14 protein-coding genes and 1 riboswitch are annotated in these 17,625 nt (G+C 64.6%); of the genes, 12 read left to right on the forward strand and 2 right to left on the reverse strand.

Going from position 1 to position 17,625, the window contains the following annotated elements:
- The first annotated feature begins 11 nt into the window (after positions 1–11).
- The 9 genes from M2339_RS03285 to M2339_RS03325 are packed head-to-tail and all read left to right on the forward strand — an operon-like array spanning position 12 to position 10,263.
- Positions 12–1,127 (forward strand): CapA family protein, encoded by a 1,116-nt coding sequence (locus M2339_RS03285; RefSeq protein WP_264587522.1) that lies wholly within the window; start codon positions 12–14, stop codon positions 1,125–1,127.
- Positions 1,124–1,576 (forward strand): TRAP transporter small permease subunit, encoded by a 453-nt coding sequence (locus M2339_RS03290; RefSeq protein ID WP_264587521.1) that lies wholly within the window; start codon positions 1,124–1,126, stop codon positions 1,574–1,576. The genes M2339_RS03285 and M2339_RS03290 overlap by 4 nt, the downstream gene beginning before the upstream one ends.
- Positions 1,573–2,883: a TRAP transporter large permease gene (locus tag M2339_RS03295; RefSeq protein WP_264587520.1), complete on the forward strand. Its 1,311-nt coding sequence runs from the start codon at positions 1,573–1,575 to the stop codon at positions 2,881–2,883. Before M2339_RS03290 ends, M2339_RS03295 begins: the two co-directional genes overlap by 4 nt.
- Positions 2,880–3,770: a 2-hydroxyacyl-CoA dehydratase family protein gene (locus M2339_RS03300; RefSeq protein ID WP_264606150.1), complete on the forward strand. Its 891-nt coding sequence runs from the start codon at positions 2,880–2,882 to the stop codon at positions 3,768–3,770. The genes M2339_RS03295 and M2339_RS03300 overlap by 4 nt, the downstream gene beginning before the upstream one ends.
- Positions 3,767–5,851 (forward strand): CaiB/BaiF CoA-transferase family protein, encoded by a 2,085-nt coding sequence (locus tag M2339_RS03305; protein ID WP_264587518.1) that lies wholly within the window; start codon positions 3,767–3,769, stop codon positions 5,849–5,851. Before M2339_RS03300 ends, M2339_RS03305 begins: the two co-directional genes overlap by 4 nt.
- On the forward strand, positions 5,848–7,149 hold the full coding sequence (locus M2339_RS03310) for a 2-hydroxyacyl-CoA dehydratase subunit D (RefSeq protein ID WP_264587517.1): 1,302 nt from the start codon (positions 5,848–5,850) through the stop codon (positions 7,147–7,149). Before M2339_RS03305 ends, M2339_RS03310 begins: the two co-directional genes overlap by 4 nt.
- The gene (dctP, locus tag M2339_RS03315; RefSeq protein WP_264587516.1) at positions 7,146–8,183 is read left to right on the forward strand and encodes a TRAP transporter substrate-binding protein DctP; all 1,038 of its coding nucleotides are present in this window, start codon (positions 7,146–7,148) and stop codon (positions 8,181–8,183) included. The genes M2339_RS03310 and dctP overlap by 4 nt, the downstream gene beginning before the upstream one ends.
- Positions 8,180–9,103 (forward strand): alpha/beta hydrolase family protein, encoded by a 924-nt coding sequence (locus M2339_RS03320; RefSeq protein WP_264587515.1) that lies wholly within the window; start codon positions 8,180–8,182, stop codon positions 9,101–9,103. Before dctP ends, M2339_RS03320 begins: the two co-directional genes overlap by 4 nt.
- Positions 9,100–10,263, forward strand: a complete 1,164-nt coding sequence (locus M2339_RS03325) for a CaiB/BaiF CoA transferase family protein (protein WP_264587514.1) — start codon at positions 9,100–9,102, stop codon at positions 10,261–10,263. Before M2339_RS03320 ends, M2339_RS03325 begins: the two co-directional genes overlap by 4 nt.
- Here the strand turns inward: M2339_RS03325 and M2339_RS03330 are convergent.
- Together M2339_RS03330 and M2339_RS03335 are read right to left on the reverse strand one after the other, a co-directional pair.
- Positions 10,238–10,519, reverse strand: coding sequence for a hypothetical protein (locus M2339_RS03330; RefSeq protein ID WP_264606151.1), 282 nt, complete (start codon positions 10,517–10,519; stop codon positions 10,238–10,240). The two genes, M2339_RS03325 and M2339_RS03330, sit on opposite strands and share 26 nt — an antisense overlap.
- A gap of 263 nt (positions 10,520–10,782) precedes the next feature.
- The gene (locus tag M2339_RS03335; RefSeq protein WP_264606152.1) at positions 10,783–11,205 is read right to left on the reverse strand and encodes a MarR family winged helix-turn-helix transcriptional regulator; all 423 of its coding nucleotides are present in this window, start codon (positions 11,203–11,205) and stop codon (positions 10,783–10,785) included.
- Between the two features lie 355 nt (positions 11,206–11,560).
- Between M2339_RS03335 and M2339_RS03340 the strand changes: the two genes are divergently transcribed.
- The 3 genes from M2339_RS03340 (at position 11,561) to M2339_RS03350 (ending at position 17,169) form a co-directional block, all read left to right on the forward strand.
- Positions 11,561–14,380: a TonB-dependent receptor plug domain-containing protein gene (locus tag M2339_RS03340; protein ID WP_264606153.1), complete on the forward strand. Its 2,820-nt coding sequence runs from the start codon at positions 11,561–11,563 to the stop codon at positions 14,378–14,380.
- Complete coding sequence (locus M2339_RS03345) at positions 14,377–15,765, forward strand: MFS transporter (protein WP_264587511.1); 1,389 nt, start codon at positions 14,377–14,379, stop codon at positions 15,763–15,765. The genes M2339_RS03340 and M2339_RS03345 overlap by 4 nt, the downstream gene beginning before the upstream one ends.
- A gap of 261 nt (positions 15,766–16,026) precedes the next feature.
- Positions 16,027–17,169 (forward strand): pyridoxal phosphate-dependent aminotransferase, encoded by a 1,143-nt coding sequence (locus M2339_RS03350; RefSeq protein WP_264588371.1) that lies wholly within the window; start codon positions 16,027–16,029, stop codon positions 17,167–17,169.
- Positions 17,170–17,468: 299 nt separating this feature from the next.
- Positions 17,469–17,543: riboswitch (cyclic di-GMP riboswitch) on the forward strand.
- Positions 17,544–17,625: the final 82 nt, after the last annotated feature.

Below are 17,625 nucleotides of genomic sequence, written 5' to 3' on the forward strand. Positions count from 1 at the left end.
GAGCGGAGTGCGTGGGGAAGGAGGCGATCTCGATTGTGCTGGCAGGCGATCTGGTTCTGGATGAGCCGGATGGCGCCTATTGGCTGGCTGGGATCGCCCCCGCCCTGCGCGCTGCCGACCTCGCAGTGGGGCATCTGGAAGTGCCACACACGGCGAGTGTCGTCGAACTGAAGGGAGATGTGCCGGCGCCCGGTGCGCCGCCCGAAAATCTTGCCGCCATCGCGCAGGCAGGGTTCGGGATGCTCAGTCTTGCCGGCAATCACATCGCCGATTGCGGCCCGCAGGGCATTGCCGACACACTGGCCGGTCTCGATGCGCACGGCGTGCATCACACCGGCGCTGCGCTGACGCTTGCAGCCGCTCGCGCGCCAGCGATCGTGACGCGCGGTGGCCATCGGATCGCGCTGCTGAGCTATAATTGCGTTGGCCCGGAAAACAGTTGGGCCGGTAAGGATACTGCCGGCTGCGCCTTTCTGCGGGTCGATACGGCAGACGGCGCGCCGATTGCGCCGGCGGCTGCGCTCACCACGCTGACCGCAGAGGCCGTCGCGACCTTGCGGGAGGATATCGTGGCCGCGCGCCAGCAAGCGGACATCGTGCTCGTGGCCCTCCACAAGGGTATCGTTCACACACCGGCGCAACTCGCGCCTTACGAACGCGCGGTTTCTCATGCTGCGATCGATGCGGGGGCGGACGTCGTAATCGGTCACCATGCGCATATCGTGCGCGGCATCGAATTTTATCGCGGGAAACCGATCTTCCATGGACTTGGCAATGGCTGCGTCGTCACCAGTGCGCTCAGTCCGGCGCAGGATCATCCGGCACGCGCGGAATGGGCGGATCGGCGGCGCAAGCTTTTCGGTTTCGAGCCGGACCCGGCCTACACGCTCGCGCCCTTTCATCCTGAAGCAGTGAACGCCTTTCTCGGTACCATCCGTCTCCATGGTGGCGGCGCGATGGACGTGGGCATCATCCCCGTCGATGTCGAGGCGCCGGGGCGGCCCGTGCTCGCCTCGCCCGCCCGCGCGGCGGACATCCGGTCCTATATCGAGCGTATCACGCGAAAGGCGGGACTGCCTGCCATCACAATAGCGGCCGACGGTCGCGTCGAAGAGGTTGGCGCATGAATTCTGCCAGGGTTGCCATGGTCTGGATCGGGGGCGGCGCCCTGATCGCGGCCGCGCTGTTGAACCTGCTCGCCGTGATCGGGCGGCACACAGGCCTGCCGCTCAAGGGCGCGATCGAGCTGGTTCAGGTCGCGGTTCTGGTCGCCGGAGCGCTGGCGCTCGTGGCGGCGACGATCGCCCGGAACCATGCCCGCGTGCATCTGATCCTCGATCGGCTGACGGGCGTTCGGCGCGACATTGCCGAGCGCACCTGCACGGCGCTGTCGATCGTCTTCTATGCAGGGTTGCTCGCCGGCTCCTGCTGGCTCGCGTTCGATCTCTGGAATAGCCAGGAAGTGAGCGAACTGGTCGGCGTGCCATGGCGCTGGATGCGCGCCTTCCTCAATGCCTCGCTTGTCGTCGTCATTGTCCTGCTGGTCCGCCAGCTCTCGGAGCGCCCCCGCTCATGATGCTCGCCACACCCGAGACAGGCTTTATCGGCCTGCTGATCCTGTTGACCATTCTCATGGCCGGCTTGCCGATCGGCGTGTCGCTCGGCCTTGTCGGCGTGGGCGGCCTGATGATCGTGCTGGGGCCGGAAGCGGCGCTCATCAAGGCGGGCGTCGTCGTGGTCGAGACGCTGACCCGCTACGAGCTGGGTACGCTGCCGCTCTTCATGCTGATGGCGCATCTCTTCTTTTCCGCCAATGCCAGCGGCGACCTGTTCGATGCCGCGGCCAAGATGATCGGTCACCGGCGCGGCGGCCTCGCTTATGCGTCGGTGGGCGGGTGCGCCGGCTTCGGATCGATCAACGGATCGAGCCTGGCGACGGCGGCGACCATCGGCCTCGTCGCCCTGCCGGAAATGCGCCAGCGCGGCTATTCCGACGCCCTAGCGACCGGCACGGTCGCGGCGGGCGGCACGCTGGGCCAGATGCTGCCGCCGTCCGGTGCGTTGATCGTTTATGGCATCATCGCCGAGCAATCGATCGGCAAGCTGTTCACTGCGACGCTGATCCCGGGCATCTCGCAGATGCTCTTTTACTGCCTGGTCATCTGGCTGCTTTGCCGCTGGAAGCCCTCGATCGCCCCAGCCAGCGCTCGCGCGAGCTGGCCCGAGCGTGGACGGGCGATGCTCAAGATCGCAGACATGCTGCTGCTGGTCGCCGTGGTGCTGGGCGGCATCGTGCTGGGCTGGTTCAGTCCCTCGGAGGCCTCATCCATCGGCACGGCTGGCGCGCTGGTCATCACGGCCTGGCGTGGCCGCCTGAACCGTGACGTGCTGTTCCGCGCCTTCTCGGAAACGTTGCGCACGGCGGGGCTTATCTTCCTCGTCATCATCGGTGCGATCACCTTCTCGGTCTTCATCAGCGTCACCGGTCTCACCGAGGCGGTAGGCAGCAGCGTGACGCAAATGGGCCTCGGCACCATCCCCACGCTCCTCGTCGTGGCCGTCCTGCTGCTGCTGCTCGGATCGGTGCTGGATGGCCTTGCGCTGATGCTGCTCACCACGCCGATCCTGCTCCCGATCGTCGAGAGCGTGGGCATGTCGCCCATCTGGTTCGGCATCTTCATCACCCGCGCGATGGAGATCGGCTTCGTCCACCCACCGCTCGGCATGAACCTCTACGTGATTCAAGGCGTGGCGAAGGATGTGCCGCTCGGCCGCATCTTCCGGGGCGTGATGCCCTTCCTTGCCAGCGATCTGATCCACCTGCTGCTCATCATTCTCTTCCCGGCCATGGTGCTGTGGCTGCCCACCGTATTTGGACAATGACCATGATCGCTTATGTCGGCCCCGATCTGCCGCAAGACTTGCTCGCCGCGACGGGCGCCTGTTCCGGCCCGGTGGCCTGGAACGTCGATCGCGCCATGCCCACTGCCGACCGCTGGCTGGAAAGCAAATTTCCGCTCTGGGCGCGATCTATCGTGCAGGACTGGGCGGATGGGGCCCTGGACAGTTTCGATGCCGTCATCTTCTCCCGAGCGGACGACGCTGCGCAACGGCTCTATTACTATATCTGCGAGCTACGCAGACAGGGAGAGGTCAAGGGCCCCGAGCCGCTGATCTTCGACGTCGCGCGGATCGCCCGCTCGAGCAGCGCGGCGCATATGGTGGCCGCTGTCCGCCAGCTTGCCGATCGGCTGGGGCTGGATGCCCCCGCACTGGAGCGTGGCATCGCCGAAACGAACCGGCGTCGTGCATCGGCCAGCGGGATGGCGGGCATGGCTGCGCCTTGTTGCCTGGTGGCTGGCACGCCGCCGCCTGATCGCCGTCTCCATGCCGTCATCGAGGCGGCCCGCTGGTCCGCATGTGGACCGACGCTGGCGGATGCCTGGCAAGATCCGGGCGCGGCCGTTGAGGAGGCGAGCGGCGATCCGATAACCGCCATCGCGCGCCAGCTCCATGCCGGCTCGCAGAGCGGCCGCGCCTTTTTCGATCGCGCATCGGATCTGGTCGACAGGGCGCGGACATTCGGCGCCTCGGCGGTCGTGCTCTGGTTTGCGGAGGAGGATGAGGCGCGCATCTGGCATCTGCCCGCGCAGCGTGAGGCCTTGTCACAGGCCGGCATTCCCCACCTCATCATGACGCGGCGCGGCTGGCGCGGAACTGACGGCGCGGCCGGCGAGATTACGCAATTTCTGAAGGAGCTTTCTGCATGATGCCGTTATCCGGTCATCGCGTCGCCATTCTGGGCGGCATGGCGGATCGGCCACTGGCCCGCTTCCTGGCTTCGATTGGGGCGGAGCTGGGCGGTCCGGTGGAGGGCGCATCGTTCGTCATCGACGATATCGGGCTGGAGGGGTTGGGGGGCATTGCCATCCCGGAGACTGCCGTGCACGTGTCAGTCACCAGCTTCGGCTCGGGTGGTCCACGGTCGCAATGGAAAGGCGGCGAGCTGGTGGCGTCTGCCATGGGAGGTGCCCTCCGCGTCACCGGCGAGCCGGATCTGGCACCGGTGAAGGAAGCGGGGGATGCCTGCACCTTCCACGCGGATATGGTGGCTGCGGCCGGGGCAATGGCCGCTCATTATTCGCGCGGCACGCACGGAAAGGGGCAACATGTCGATGTCTCGATCCAGCAGGTGGCCTTCAGTCGCAATTTCAACGGCGTGCTGTGCTGGCAGTTCGACCGGCGCAAGCTCACGCGTGTGGGCGGTGCGCTCGCTTATGGCAAAGCCACGGTGCGGGCCATCTGGCGGCTGGCGGACGGCTGGTGCTTCCACTCGCTGATGACCGGGCGGCTCGGCGCGCCCGCCAATCAGGCCCTCTCGGACTGGATGGACGAAGTCGGTGTCCCCAATCCGCTGCACGGCATCGACTGGCTGAGCTACAATCGCTCTACGCTGCCGGCCGACACGCGGGCGCAGTGGGAGGCAGCGATCGCCGCCTTCTTCCTCTCGCGCACCAAGCATGAGATCGCGACCGAAGGGCTGAGGCGCGGCATCAATGCCTGCGTGGCGAACGAGCCGGGCGATGTGCTGGCCGATCCGCATCTGGCGGCGCGCCACTTCTTCGATACGCCTTCGGGCCTGCCGGAGCGCTTCGCGACGATCCGCAAGGGCGCTGCCATTGCCGCGCCCGCCATCCACACCGGCGAGCGGCCGGGGCCGCTGGCGGGCGTTCGGGTGCTGGATTTCGCCTGGGCTCTGGTCGGATCGATCACGACCAAGACGCTCGGTGATCTTGGCGCGGAGATCGTGAAGATCGAGAGCCGCACGCGGCCTGATCTTGCCCGTCTCGACGTGCAGGTTTCCGCGTCCAGCCCAGGCAATTGGGACGACAAGCCCTGGTTCGCGCATCTCAACAGCTCCAAACGCAGCCTCTCGCTGAACATGAAGAAACCGGAGGCGCGTGAACTCATCGATCCGCTGATCGACTGGGCCGATGTGGTGGTCGAGAATTTCTCCCCCGGCACGATGAAGAAGCTTGGCCTCGATTATGATGCACTGGCGGCGCGCAACCCGGGCATCGTCATGGTGTCGGGCAGCGTGTTCGGCCAGACCGGTCCGCTGGCGCAGGAATGGGGTGTCGACGGGACCGGTGGCGCACTCTCGGGACGGACCTTCCTCACCGGCTATCCGGACCGCGATCCCGTCATCCCCGGCGCGGTGCCCTATGGCGACGTCATCGTGCCGTTCGTCATGGCAGGATCAGTGGCGGCGGCGCTGCAGCATCGCCGCGAAACCGGGCTTGGTTGTCATATCGATGCCTCCATGTACGAGATCTGCGTGCAACAGATGCGGGACTATCTGGCGGCGGCGCGGCGCGGCGAGCGCCCGCAGCGCTCGGGCAATGCGGACCCCGCTGTCTTCTCTCAGGATGTCTTCCAGGCGCAGGGCGAGGATCGATGGGTGGCGATCAGCCTGAGGGACGAAGCAGAGCTTGCCAGACTCCACGCCATTGCCGGCGGCGACGTCGCGGCGTGGGTCGCGCAACGCGCTGACCATGCCATTATGGCCGAGCTTCAGGCCGCCGGCATCGCCTGCGGTGTGGTGCAGGATTGTGAAGACATGATCGATCACGATCCGCAACTTGCCGGGCGCGGCGCGTTGGTGACGCTTGACCACCCGCTGCTTGGGCCGTTCGGCCACATCGCAACCCCCATCAAATTTTCGCATGATCGCTTGGAGCCGTTCCGCGCGCCGCGCATGGGCGAGCATGCTCACACCATCGCCCGCGACCTCTGCGGCCTCTCGGAGGCCCGCATCGCACAGCTCGACGCTGCAGGAGTTTTTGAATGAGTCAGGATGTCTCGACGCGGGCAACAGGGCAGCGCAGCCGCAAAGATCTGGCCTGCACGGCAGCAGCCAGCGCCTATCAGAAGCAGTTCGGTGCGGATCTGCGGCGCCGGGTCGTGGATGAGGGCGAGCCTTTCGCCATCGTGCAGGCCGACACGCCGCACGAAATCTTCCACGTGATGGATATTCCGATCATCACCAACCAGTGGTGGTCGGCCTATATTTCGGCAAAGCAGCTCTCGAACCAGTATTTTGAGGTAATGGCCCGGCATGGCTATCCGGAGAATAGCTGCAAATATTGCTCGCTGGGCCTTGCCTGCACGCTCGCGAACGATCCTAAGACCGCCCCCTGGGGAGGCCTGCCCACGCCGACTGTGCTGGTGGCGCGGCTGACCTGCGACTGCATTCAGCATGTCTTCGGCCAATGGGCGCAGGCGCTAGGCAGCGAATTTTTTGCGATGGAGGCGCCGGCATGGGAGCACAAGGACCCGCGCTGGTTCGAGCATAGCCGGGGCGACTGGCGCCAGGTCTACGATGCCGATCGTATCGCGCTGATGGTCGCGGAGATGCGTGATCTGATCGCCCTGCTGGAGAACCGCACCGGGCGAAAGTTCGACGAGGCGAAGCTCCACTATCTGATGGAGCGGATCAACGAGCAGGAGGGCTATATCTGGGAGGCGGCGCAGGCCATCGGCCGGGCGCGGCCTTGCCCCGTGTCGATCGCCGAGCAGATGCCCAACACGATGATCCCGCAATGGCATCGCGGATCGGATTGGGCGGTCGCCCATGCCAAACGTTTCCGCGACGAGGTGATGGAGCGCATCGCAAATGGTACTGGCTCTGCCAGCAACGAGAAGGTCCGCCTCATGTGGATCGGCGCGGGTGTGTGGCACGACCCCGGCTTCTATCAGGCCCTGGAGGAACGGCTCGGCGCAGTCTTCGTCTGGTCGATGTATATGCCGTTCGCCGGGCCGCAATATATCCGTGAACTGCAGGGCGAGCCAATGGATGCGCTGGCCAGCCGTATCTGCTCCATGAATGAAGTGCTACACCTGCCGCCTTGGATGAACGGCTGGATGACCAGCGAGGCGGAGCGCTGCGGCATCGACGCCTGCGTTGTGTTGCTCCCGCCGGACAACCGCCTCTCGCAATCGGGCACAAAGCTGACCGCGCTGTCGCTGGAGGCAGCAGGCGTGCCGGTGCTGACCATTGATGCCGACATGGTGGATGCCAAGAACTGGGACCATGACAGGATGGTGGCGAGGGTGGCCAGCTTCCTCGCCGAGCGGGGGCTTGCATGAGGCTGCGGGCGTTCCTGCCTTCGCTACTACTGCTGCTGGCGTCCTGCGCCCGGCCTGTGCCGCAGGACGTAACGGAACTCACTTATGCAACGCCCTACAGCCCCAATCATCCGTTCAGCAAAGCGGATCAGGCGTGGATGGCGTTTGTCGAGCAGCGCTCGCACGGCCGCATCCGCATCCGGCCGAGCTGGTCCGGGGCGCTGCTTTCGTCCGACATGTCGATGGAGGAACTGCGCCACGGTGTCGCGGATGTGGGGCTCATCACGCCCATCTACGCGCGCGGCGGCGCCCATCTCATCCGCATCCAGACGGGTTTCTACAGCGGTGCGGACAGCATTGAATCCCAACTTGCGCTCTATCGTTGCATCGCGGCGGCGAACCCCGAGATCGGCCACGAGCTGGAAGGGCTCAAGGTGCTGGCGGTGCAGGGCGGATCGCTCGCCGGCGTCGTCACCACCAGCAGGCAGGTGAACTCCTTGGCCGATCTGCGCGGCCTGCGTCTGCGCGCGCCGACGGAGCTGCTGAGCGTGCTCGAATCCCTCGGCGCCGATCCGGTGAACATGCCGATGGCTGACGTCTATTCGGCCATGGCGAAGGGTGTGATCGATGGCGTCATCGCACCTGGCGACACGTTCAAGTCGCTACATTTCGCCGAGGTCGCCCGCCACTATAACAACCTCGCTATTCCACGCGGCGCCTATCCTGCTCGGGCGATGGGGATGGAGCGCTGGAATCGGCTGAGTGCGCAGGATCGGGCTATCCTCGAGGAGTCGCAAGCGGTCTGGGAAGCAGCGCTCGCGCGCGAGATCTATGCTGCGCTTGAAAAGGGACTGGAAGAAGCGCGCGCCCAGCATGTGACGATCAATGGCGTGTCGCGTCAGGAGCAGGCGCGGTTTGATGCGCTCTATCTGCGCGACTCGGAGGGCAATGCCCGCGAGCTGTCCCGCTTCGGCATTGATGGTCTCAGGGCGTTCCGCACCGCACGCGCTTCCGTGCAGGGTCGCGACAAAATCCAGTGTGGGGGAAATCAATGAAGCACGTCGCGCCGCTGCTCTGTGCTTTGGCTGCCATCCTGCAGGCCCCGTCCGCATCGGCCCAGATACCTTCTGGCATCATCGGAGCGCCCGGCGGAACAGGCGATCTGCCCGCGATTGCGGAAGGGCGAGCGGACGCGCCCGGCTACACCATCTATCGCCCGGCGAAGCTGCCACAAAGACGCCTGCCGCTGGTGCTGTGGGGTAATGGTGGCTGCCGCAATGACGGGCTGTCGGCCAGTGGCTTCCTGCGCGAGATCGCCAGCCATGGCTACATCGTCATCGCCAATGGGGCTCCGAAAGGGGAGAGGCCCTCGACGGAACCGGCTGCTGGAAACCAGCGGGGACCCGAGCCGCCCATGCCGCCACCCGCAACCGCGGACGAAACCTCAGTGGACCAGCTCCTCGCTGCAATCGACTGGGTGAAGGGTAGCCCCTACGGACGCGACATCGATACCATGCAGATCGCGGTGATGGGACATAGTTGCGGTGGCCTGCAGGCGCTTGCCGCCGCTGCCGATCAGCGCATTCGCACGGCCGTCATCTTCAACAGCGGTGTGTACAACCGGCCGGGCAATGGCCTTAGCCGCGTCTCGATCGCCAAGAACGATCTGCGCAAGCTGCATACACCGGTCGCATACATCTTGGGCGGGCCGACCGACATCGCCTATCCCAACGGGAATGACGATGTGGGCCGCATTGCTCATGTGCCCGTTTTCTACGCCAACAAGAACACGGGCCATGGAGGCACGTTCGGCGCGGTGAACGGCGGGGACTATGGCCGGATCGCGGTGGCGTGGCTCGACTGGCAACTCAAGCGTGACCCGAAGGCGGGTCAACTCTTCACGGGGGCGTCCTGCGGCCTTTGCAAAGACCCCGCATGGACGCTCGTTCGCAAACAATTTCCGGAAAAACCATGACCCAACCGCTTGCGGGCATCCGCATCGCCGATTTCAGCCATGTGATGGCCGGGCCTTATGCGTCGCACCTGTTGCGGCTGATGGGCGCCGACGTCATCAAGATCGAGTCGCCCAAGGGGGACAATTTCCGCAGTTACGGATCGGATCCGCGCTTTGAAGGTCTCTCACCTGCATTCATTGCGGCCAATGCAGGGAAGAAGTCGATCATGCTGGATCTCAAGGATCCCGCCGACCTCGACATCGCCCACGCGATCGTGGCGCGGTGTGATGTGATGCTCGAGAACTTCCGGCCCGGCGTTATCACACGTCTTGGCCTCGGCTACGAAGCGGTGCGAGAACTGCGGCCGGATATCATCTTTTGCTCGGTGTCCGGCTATGGGCAGGACAGTGCTCAGCGCGACTGGCCGGCCATCGACAATATCGTGCAGGCGACGAGCGGCATGATGATGCTGAGCGGTGAAGAGGGTGACCCGCCGGTGCGCGTCGGCTTTCCCATTGTCGATACGCTGACCGGCCAGACCGCGGCACTTGCCATCCTGTCCGCACTGGTGCGGCGACTGCAGGGTGGCGGCGGCAGTTATATCGATGTGTCGATGTTCGATGCCAGCCTGGCCTTCATGACGTCGGCCGTGACGCCCTATCTGCTGACCGGGCAAGCGATGTCCCGCATGGGCAATACCGGCTATAGCGGCCTGCCCACCGCTTCGTTGTTCACAGCCAGGGACGGGCGGCAGATTTCGCTCGGCGTCGTGCAGCCCAACCAGTTTGCCGCGCTTGCCCGGTTCACCGGACGAGAGGACTGGCTGACTGATCCGCTGTTCGCCACGCCAGAAGCACGGCGGGCCAATTTCGACGCCATGAAGGCGGAACTGGAGAGGGTGTTCGCCACAAGGGATGCGGCCGCCTGGGAAGCAGGATTGAGCGAAGCTGGCATCCCTTGCGGGATGGTGCGCCGGGTCGATGAAGCGGCCGAACTGGCGCGTCCGGATGCGCTTGTATCCTTCGATATCCCCGAGGGACCTCTTACGGGACCAGTGCGCTACCCCGGTGCCGGCTTCCGCCTTACACCCGGTCTTCAAGTCGGCGAAGTCCCGCCTCGCCTCGATGAAAATCGGGCCGAGATTCTTGATTGGCTCAACCGGTCGGAACCAGGCCACTAGGCGACATGGACACACGCTTGTCACGAAGGCTGTCAGCAACCGCGACAAGAGCGACACCGCCGCAAAGGTCGCTTGGCGGATGGAGCACTTGCAGAACAATATCGCTCGGTGTCTCGACGCGCTCGATTGTCCGATCGCAAGAAGAGCGCCATTGCAGATCGAAGACGAAGCGATTGATAGAGAAGATGTCCGGTTGCGTGTGCAGATGCGCGACCGTGCGGCACGTGAGGATGAAGTTCGCAATGCGCCGGGCCAAAGGCAAGAAAAGTGTCGCTTAAATTGCTTTAGACACATCATTTCTGATCGGGCTCGCTGCGCTGGTTTCCAGCCGTGCATATCTCGTTCTGGCGCTGCGGGGATCGGCGCACGAGATGGATATCGGACGGCAAAGTCGTGTCGCACCTCGCGGATGGGTAGCAGGCAGCGGTTGATCGCATCGCGGTTGCGGTTCAGGGGAGAGGTTGGGACGTTCGCCAGAGGCGCTATGCCGGGTCCGTCTTCGACGGAGCGATGTGAGCTCTATTCCTTGCCCCGCCCATAATTCTCGATCGCCTGGCTAACCCGCTGGAGGACGGAGAGACAGGTCTCAAGCTCAGAGCGGGAGACGTCGCTGAGCAGTGCGTCCCTTATGTCGCTGACCTCCTGCGAGATCGCCTCGATGATCGGATGCGCCGCTGGCGTAAGGTGCAGGTTCTTGACCCGGCGATCCGTGCTGCTCTCGCGCCGCTCAAGCAGCCCCTGACGGACGAGCTCGTCCACGATGGCCACCAAAGTGGCGCTGGTGACGGACATATGCTCCGCCAGTTCGGTCTGGGTAATCCCCGGCTGCAGTCGCGCCCAGGCGAGCACCCGCCAGCGGGGCTGTGTCTGGCCCGCGAAGCGCAGATGTTCATCCAGCAGATTGCGCCACGCGCGGCCGGTGCCGACCAGCCACCACGACATCTGGACCCGCAAATCAGCATCCGAACCGGGTTCCTGAACGCGGGCCGGCGGCGGTCCTGGCACGAACCGCGCCTTCGCATCCCTTGCAGAAAAGGGCGTGATTTTCGGCGAATCCTTTGCGTCTTTCGACCTTCCCATCATCGCCCTCCTGCCTTGTTGGTCTTGATGCTTCAACACCCATTGCCTTCACTTTAAAAGATAGGATATGAATTACTAGTCGCCCTAACCATTAGGGCGGTAAATTCATCTCCATACGTGCTCTACGCCATGCCACATGGGCGCGGTCGAGCGAACGATATGGGCAGAGACTGGGGAGAGGATTGCAATGCTGGCGCTTCGTCAACGAGTTCGGGTTTTGAGAAATTCTGCGGCCATTCTGGCGATGGCTGCGATCGGCGTGGCCTCTGCCGCGCACGCGCAGGATCAGGGCGGTCCAGCACCGCAGGCCGAGGATCAGGCCGCATCCGGTTCGCAGGAGATCGTCGTGACCGGCTCGCGCATCACGCGCGGCGGCTTCACCGCGCCGACCCCCGTCACCGCGATCGGTCGCGACCGACTGGAGACAACTGCCGCGACGAATATTGGCGACGTGCTGAGCCAGTTGCCCAGCTTTCGGGCCACCTCCAGCCCTTCCGCGACGCAGACGACGCCCGGCAATGCCGTCGGCTCCCGCGTGCTGGAACTGCGCAGCCTTGGCAGCGAGCGCACCCTGGTGCTAGTCAATGGCCGTCGGTTCGTGCCGACGACAGCGCGCGGGACGGTCGACACCAATTATATCCCCGGCATCCTCATCGATCGCGTTGACGTCGTGACCGGCGGTGCATCGGCGGCCTATGGTTCGGACGCGGTTGCGGGCGTCGTGAACTTCATCCTCAACAACAAGCTCGATGGCCTTCGGGCCGAGGCCCAGTCGGGCATCTCGCAGCGCGGCGACGACCGCACGATCTTCCTCTCGGCGGCCGGCGGCACATCCTTCGCCGGTGGCCGGGGCCACGTCGTGTTCGGCGGGGAGTATGAAGACAATGATGGCCTGGCGGACTGCTATCAGGCCCGCTCGCTGTGCGCGCAGGAGTGGACGCTTGTCGGCCGCCCGGCTGGCGCGGCCGGTGCGGGCGCCCCGGCGCTGAGCATTCTCAACAACGTCCACACCGCCACCATAGCCCCGGGCGGCCTTATCCTCAGCAATGGCCCCCTCAAGGGCCTGCAGTTCCTGCCGGATGGGACGACAGCGCCCTATGAGGTCGGCAGGCTCGCGGGTTCGCTGTTTCAGCAGGGCGGCAGTGGGAAGGGCCAGAACGCCTTCCTCGCCGGCCTGCTTCTCAAGGTGCCGGTCGAGCGCTTCAGCACCTATGGCCATGCCGAATATGAATTCAGCGACGCGCTCAAGGCCACGCTGGAAGCATCCTATGGCGAAGTCCGCGCTTTCTCGGTGAGCGCGCAGTTGCGCGACAGCACAGGCTCGCTGATCGGTCCGGTCCGCCGCGACAATCCATATCTCCCCCGGTCGGTCACGGACGTCATGGATGCCAACGGCATCACCCAGTTCAACATGGGCCGCGCCGGGCTCGACCTCGGCAATGCTCGCGGGGCGACCAAGAGCACTGCCTTCCGCATCATCGGTGGCCTCTCCGGCGCCATCACCGATAGCTGGACGTGGAACGCCTACTATCAATATGGCCGCAGCACCTATCATCAGGAAGCGACCAACAACCTCATCCGCTCGCGCCTGCTGCTGGCGGCCGATGTTACCTCCGGCCCCGGCGGCACGCCAATCTGCCGCTCGACGCTCACCAACCCGACCAATGGCTGCCAGCCGCTCAACCTGATCGGCGCGGGCCGCTTCAGTCAGGAGGCGCTGGCCTATGTCACCGGCACATCGATGCTCGACCTGAAGATCACGCAGCAGGTTGCCGCGCTCGACGTGCAGGGCGATCTCGTCGACTTGTGGGCCGGCCCGCTGTCGCTCGCGGCCGGCGCGGAATATCGCCGCGACGAGGTGAAGGGCTCGACGGACCCGCTCTCGCCGACCGGCGCCTTCTACGTCTCCAACTTCGCTGCTTCCAACGGCAAGGTCGAGGTCAAGGAAGCATTCGTTGAGGCGGTGCTGCCATTGCTCAAGGATAGTGCGCTGGGCAAGAGCCTGGAGCTGAACGGCGCGGCGCGCCGCACCGACTACAGCACGAGCGGCGCGGTCACTACCTGGAAGCTCGGAGGCGTCTATGAGCCGGTCGATTTCCTGCGCCTGCGTGGCACGCTCTCTCGCGATATCCGGGCGCCTAATGTGAACGAGCTGTTCGGCTCGGTCACGCGCAGCTTCTCGTCCTTCACCGATCCGGTGACGAGCAAGCAGGGCCTGATCGAAATCGTCTCGGGTTCCAACAACACGCTGCGCCCGGAGAAGGCCGATACCTTCACGGCCGGGGTGGTGCTGAGCAACCTGTCGTTTCTGCGCGGCTTCAACCTCTCGGTCGATTATTACAATATCCGCGTAAACGACGCGATCGCGCAGATCGGCTCATCGACCATCGCGACGCGCTGTCTGGTGAACAACGCAACCGAGTTCTGCCCGCTGATCACGCGGAACGGGGCAGGCGAAGTCACCCTGATCAACGACCGTCTGCAGAATGTGAACGGCTTCAAGACCCGGGGCCTGGACATCGAGGCGAGCTATCGCACCCGCATCGGGGCCGCCGCATCGCTCGACCTGCGGCTGCTGGCGACCAAGACGTTCGATCTCATGATCATCGACAGCGCCGGTTCGGTCGACCGCGCCGGCCAGACCGGCTTCCGCGCCAGCAACACCCCCGGCGTGCCGGACTATGTGCTGGACGGCATGGCGACCCTCAAGGCCGGGCCTTTCAGCGTGAGTGCGCATGGCCGCTACATTCCCGAGGGCAAGTTCCTCGTCGAGTTCGTCGGCCCCGAGGATGCGGGCTACAGTGTCGGCCTCGCGAACAGCATCAGCACCAATCGCGTCGCCGCCCGCTTCTATGCGGACCTCACGCTGGGCTGGAACGTGAAGGCCGGCCGCAGCGATTTCGAATATTTCATCGCGATTCGAAACCTGTTCGACAAGGACCCGCCGATTGCGCCCAGCGCGGTGGGTATCACCAATCAGGTGCTATTCGATCAGGTCGGGCGCGCGTTCCGCGTCGGGGTGCGTCTCAAGCGATGAGCGAGCCGGTCGGCACGCAAGCCACGGGTGAGACGCAGCCGGCAATGGCCGGCGCGTCTGGAGCCGGCGACGATTGGCCGTCGCCGGCCCGCGCCTGGTACACGATCTGGCTGATCGCGTTCGTGACCATGCTCTCCAATGTCGACCGGAACATCATCAATCTGCTGGTCCAGCCGATCAAGCGCGACCTGGCGCTCAGCGACACCCAGATCAGCCTCATCATCGGCTTCGCCTTTTCGTCGGCCTATATGGTCGTCGGCTTGCCGATGGCTCGCGTCGCGGATCAGCGCAGCCGCAAGATGATCCTGACGGCCGGCCTGACGGTGTGGAGCCTGGCCACTGCGCTCTGTGGCATGGCCAGGAGCTTCGGCGGGCTGTTTTTCGCACGCGGCGTCGTCGGGGGCGCGGAGTCCGTCGCCGGCCCCTCGTCCATGTCGATGATCGCGGACATGGTGCCGCGGTCGAAGCTGCCGCGTGCCTTCGCGGTCTATCAGCTCGGCATCAGCGCCGGTCAGGCCACGGCGTTGTTGGCCGGTGGCCTGCTGGTGGCGTTCTTTGCCGGAATGGGGCCGGTCCATATCCCGGTTCTGGGCGAGATGCGGGAATGGCAACTCGTCTTCCTCGTCTGCGCTCTGCCGGGGCTGGCAACCGCCTTGCTCTTTCTCTTCACCGTGCGGGAGCCGGTGCGCCGCAATCGTCGCGGCAAGGGCAGCGTACCGCTGCGCGAGGTCGGGGCGTATCTCCTGTCAAACCGCATATTGTTCCTGCCCCTGTTCCTCAGCATCGGCATCGGCGCGATCGAGACGACGGGCCTCATGACGTGGCGCGCGGCCTTTTATGAGCGCACCTATGGGTGGGGACCGGCGCAGATCGGGCCACTGCTGGCGCTGTCGCTCCTCATCTCCACGCCGATTGCGTTGACGCTGGGCACCTGGTTTGCGGAATATATGGGCAAGCGCGGCAATCCCGATGCGATGGCGCGGGTCTGCTTCTATTCGCAAGCCCTGTCCGCTCCTTTCGCGATCGCCACCTCGCTCATGCCCAGCCCCTGGCTCGCCTTCCTCTGCGGCATGATCTCGTCGATCATCGGCCTCGCCAGCGCCCCTGCGCAGAATGCGGCGATCCAGATGGTGACGCCAAGCGAGATGCGCGCCCAGATCAGCGCTGTGTATCTCTTCACCATCAGTGTCATCGGCAATGGCCTCGGGCCGCTGCTCATTGCGCTGGTGACCGATTTCCTGCTGAAGGACGAGAGCATGCTGCGCTACTCGATGGCGTTCTTCGCCGCCGTAATGGCCCCCGGCGGGGCGGCGCTCATGTATCTGGCGATCAAACCTTATGCTCAGGCTGTAAGGAGTTCTGGTTTCGGGGAGCCGTCCCGCTGAAGGGGGTCGGAGGCCCTGCTTCCGTGATGCAGGTTTCTGCGAGCTGCCATTTGACAGACTGCCTGAAAATGCGCGTCACGCGCAGGCCGAAAATACGACCTGCCGTTTTCTTTCTGCCGAAAGCATTCTTCGAAGCGCCCGACGACGCTGGCGCAATTTTTTGATTTCACGGCAGATGCGCCGCGAGGATGAACGACGGCCGGGGTGGGGTTGCATCGTTGGCATCTGCGCGCCCGCCCGCTATCGGCGCTGTACCGAGCGATGGAAGATCTGATGGAAGTCGAGCCGTTTCAGGCCATAGAATTGAGCAAGTTGGCCTATCACCTGGGTGCGGAGGGGCGCTCGGTTCTCCATATGGAGTTTGGCCAGCCCTCGACGGGGGCACCGCAGGCCGCGCTGGACGCTGCGCGCGACGCGCTCGGCATCGATCCGATGGGCTATTGGGAGAGCCCTGCGCTGCAGGCGCGGCTCGTCCAGCTTTATCGGGAGCGGTACGGCATGGCAGCCGAGCCTGATCAATTCCTGCTTACCTGCGGCGCCTCGCCGGCATTGGTCCTTGCGTTGAGCAACCGTTTCAAGGCGGGCGACCGGATCGCCATGGCGCGGCCGGGCTATGTCGCCTATCGCAACACCGTGCGCGCGCTCACCATGACGCCGATCGAGATCGAATGCGGCGAACAGGCGCGCTTTCAACTGACGGCGCGCGCGCTCGCGGCGCTGGATCCGGCACCGCAGGGTGTGATCGTCGCCAGCCCGGCCAACCCCACCGGAACGATCATCGCACCTGCCGAACTGGAGGCGATTGCGCGGCTCTGCAGGGAGCGCGGTATCGCGATCATCTCGGACGAAATCTACCATGGCCTCAGCTACGGCGCGCCTTGCCGCTCGATGGGAGAATTCGCACCGGATGCGATGATCGTCAGCAGCTTCTCCAAATATTACTGCATGCCCGGCTGGCGGCTCGGCTGGCTTTATGTGCCGCGCCCCATGGTCGAGCGAGCACGCGCCTATATGGGCAGCCTGTTCCTGACCGCGCCGTCGGTCAGTCAGCATGCGGCCTTGGCGGCGCTGGACTGCACGCCAGAGCTGGAAGCGCATCGCGCCACTTACGCCCGTAACCGGGACATTCTGCTGGAGGCCTTGCCAGCCCTCGGTCTGCGACGCATCGCGCCGCCGGATGGTGCCTTCTACATCTATGCGGATGTCAGCGACTTTACGGATGATAGCCCGGCGTTCTGTAAGAAGTTGCTCGTTGAGACAGGCCTCGCCACGGGACCGGGGGTCGACCATGATCCGGTCAATGGCCATCGGTTCATCCGGCTGAGCTTTGCGATCACGGAAGCCGAAGTGCGAGAGGCAGTTCGGCGCCTTTCGGCGTGGTTGCCCGACCAGCGACGGCTGTAACGATCACGTCGCGGGCGGGTGGTCCCCAACCATATTTTAGATGAGCGGATTGCAGTGCAATCGATGTCTTGCTTGCGCATCTGTTAACCATGGTTATCGGCTTAACACGGCCGGTATGGCCTCGCTCCAGACCGGCGGCGCGGATTTTCACACGACAAATCAGCTGCATGGCTCCGATCTGCATGCGCATCATCTTGACAAGGCCAGGATTTTTTGTTGCGCTGCCGCTCAGCTAACGTTAATATTCCTCCTGAAGATGACGGCTCGGCCCCACGGGCGTTCCCAAGGGTGTTCGTCGCCTTCGACAAGGGCAAACTGTCGGTAACGGCGGGACGCAAAGCCTCCGGCCCCAATGGGGTAGCGGGGCTACCGGGGGATGAAATAGAGCATTTTCGGATATCGTGTGTAACCTGCTGTGAGAAGGTCATGGGGTTCGTTTGAACCTCAGGCTGCGCT

This window comes from Sphingobium sp. B2D3C, assembly GCF_025961835.1.
GTDB lineage: Bacteria > Pseudomonadota > Alphaproteobacteria > Sphingomonadales > Sphingomonadaceae > Sphingobium.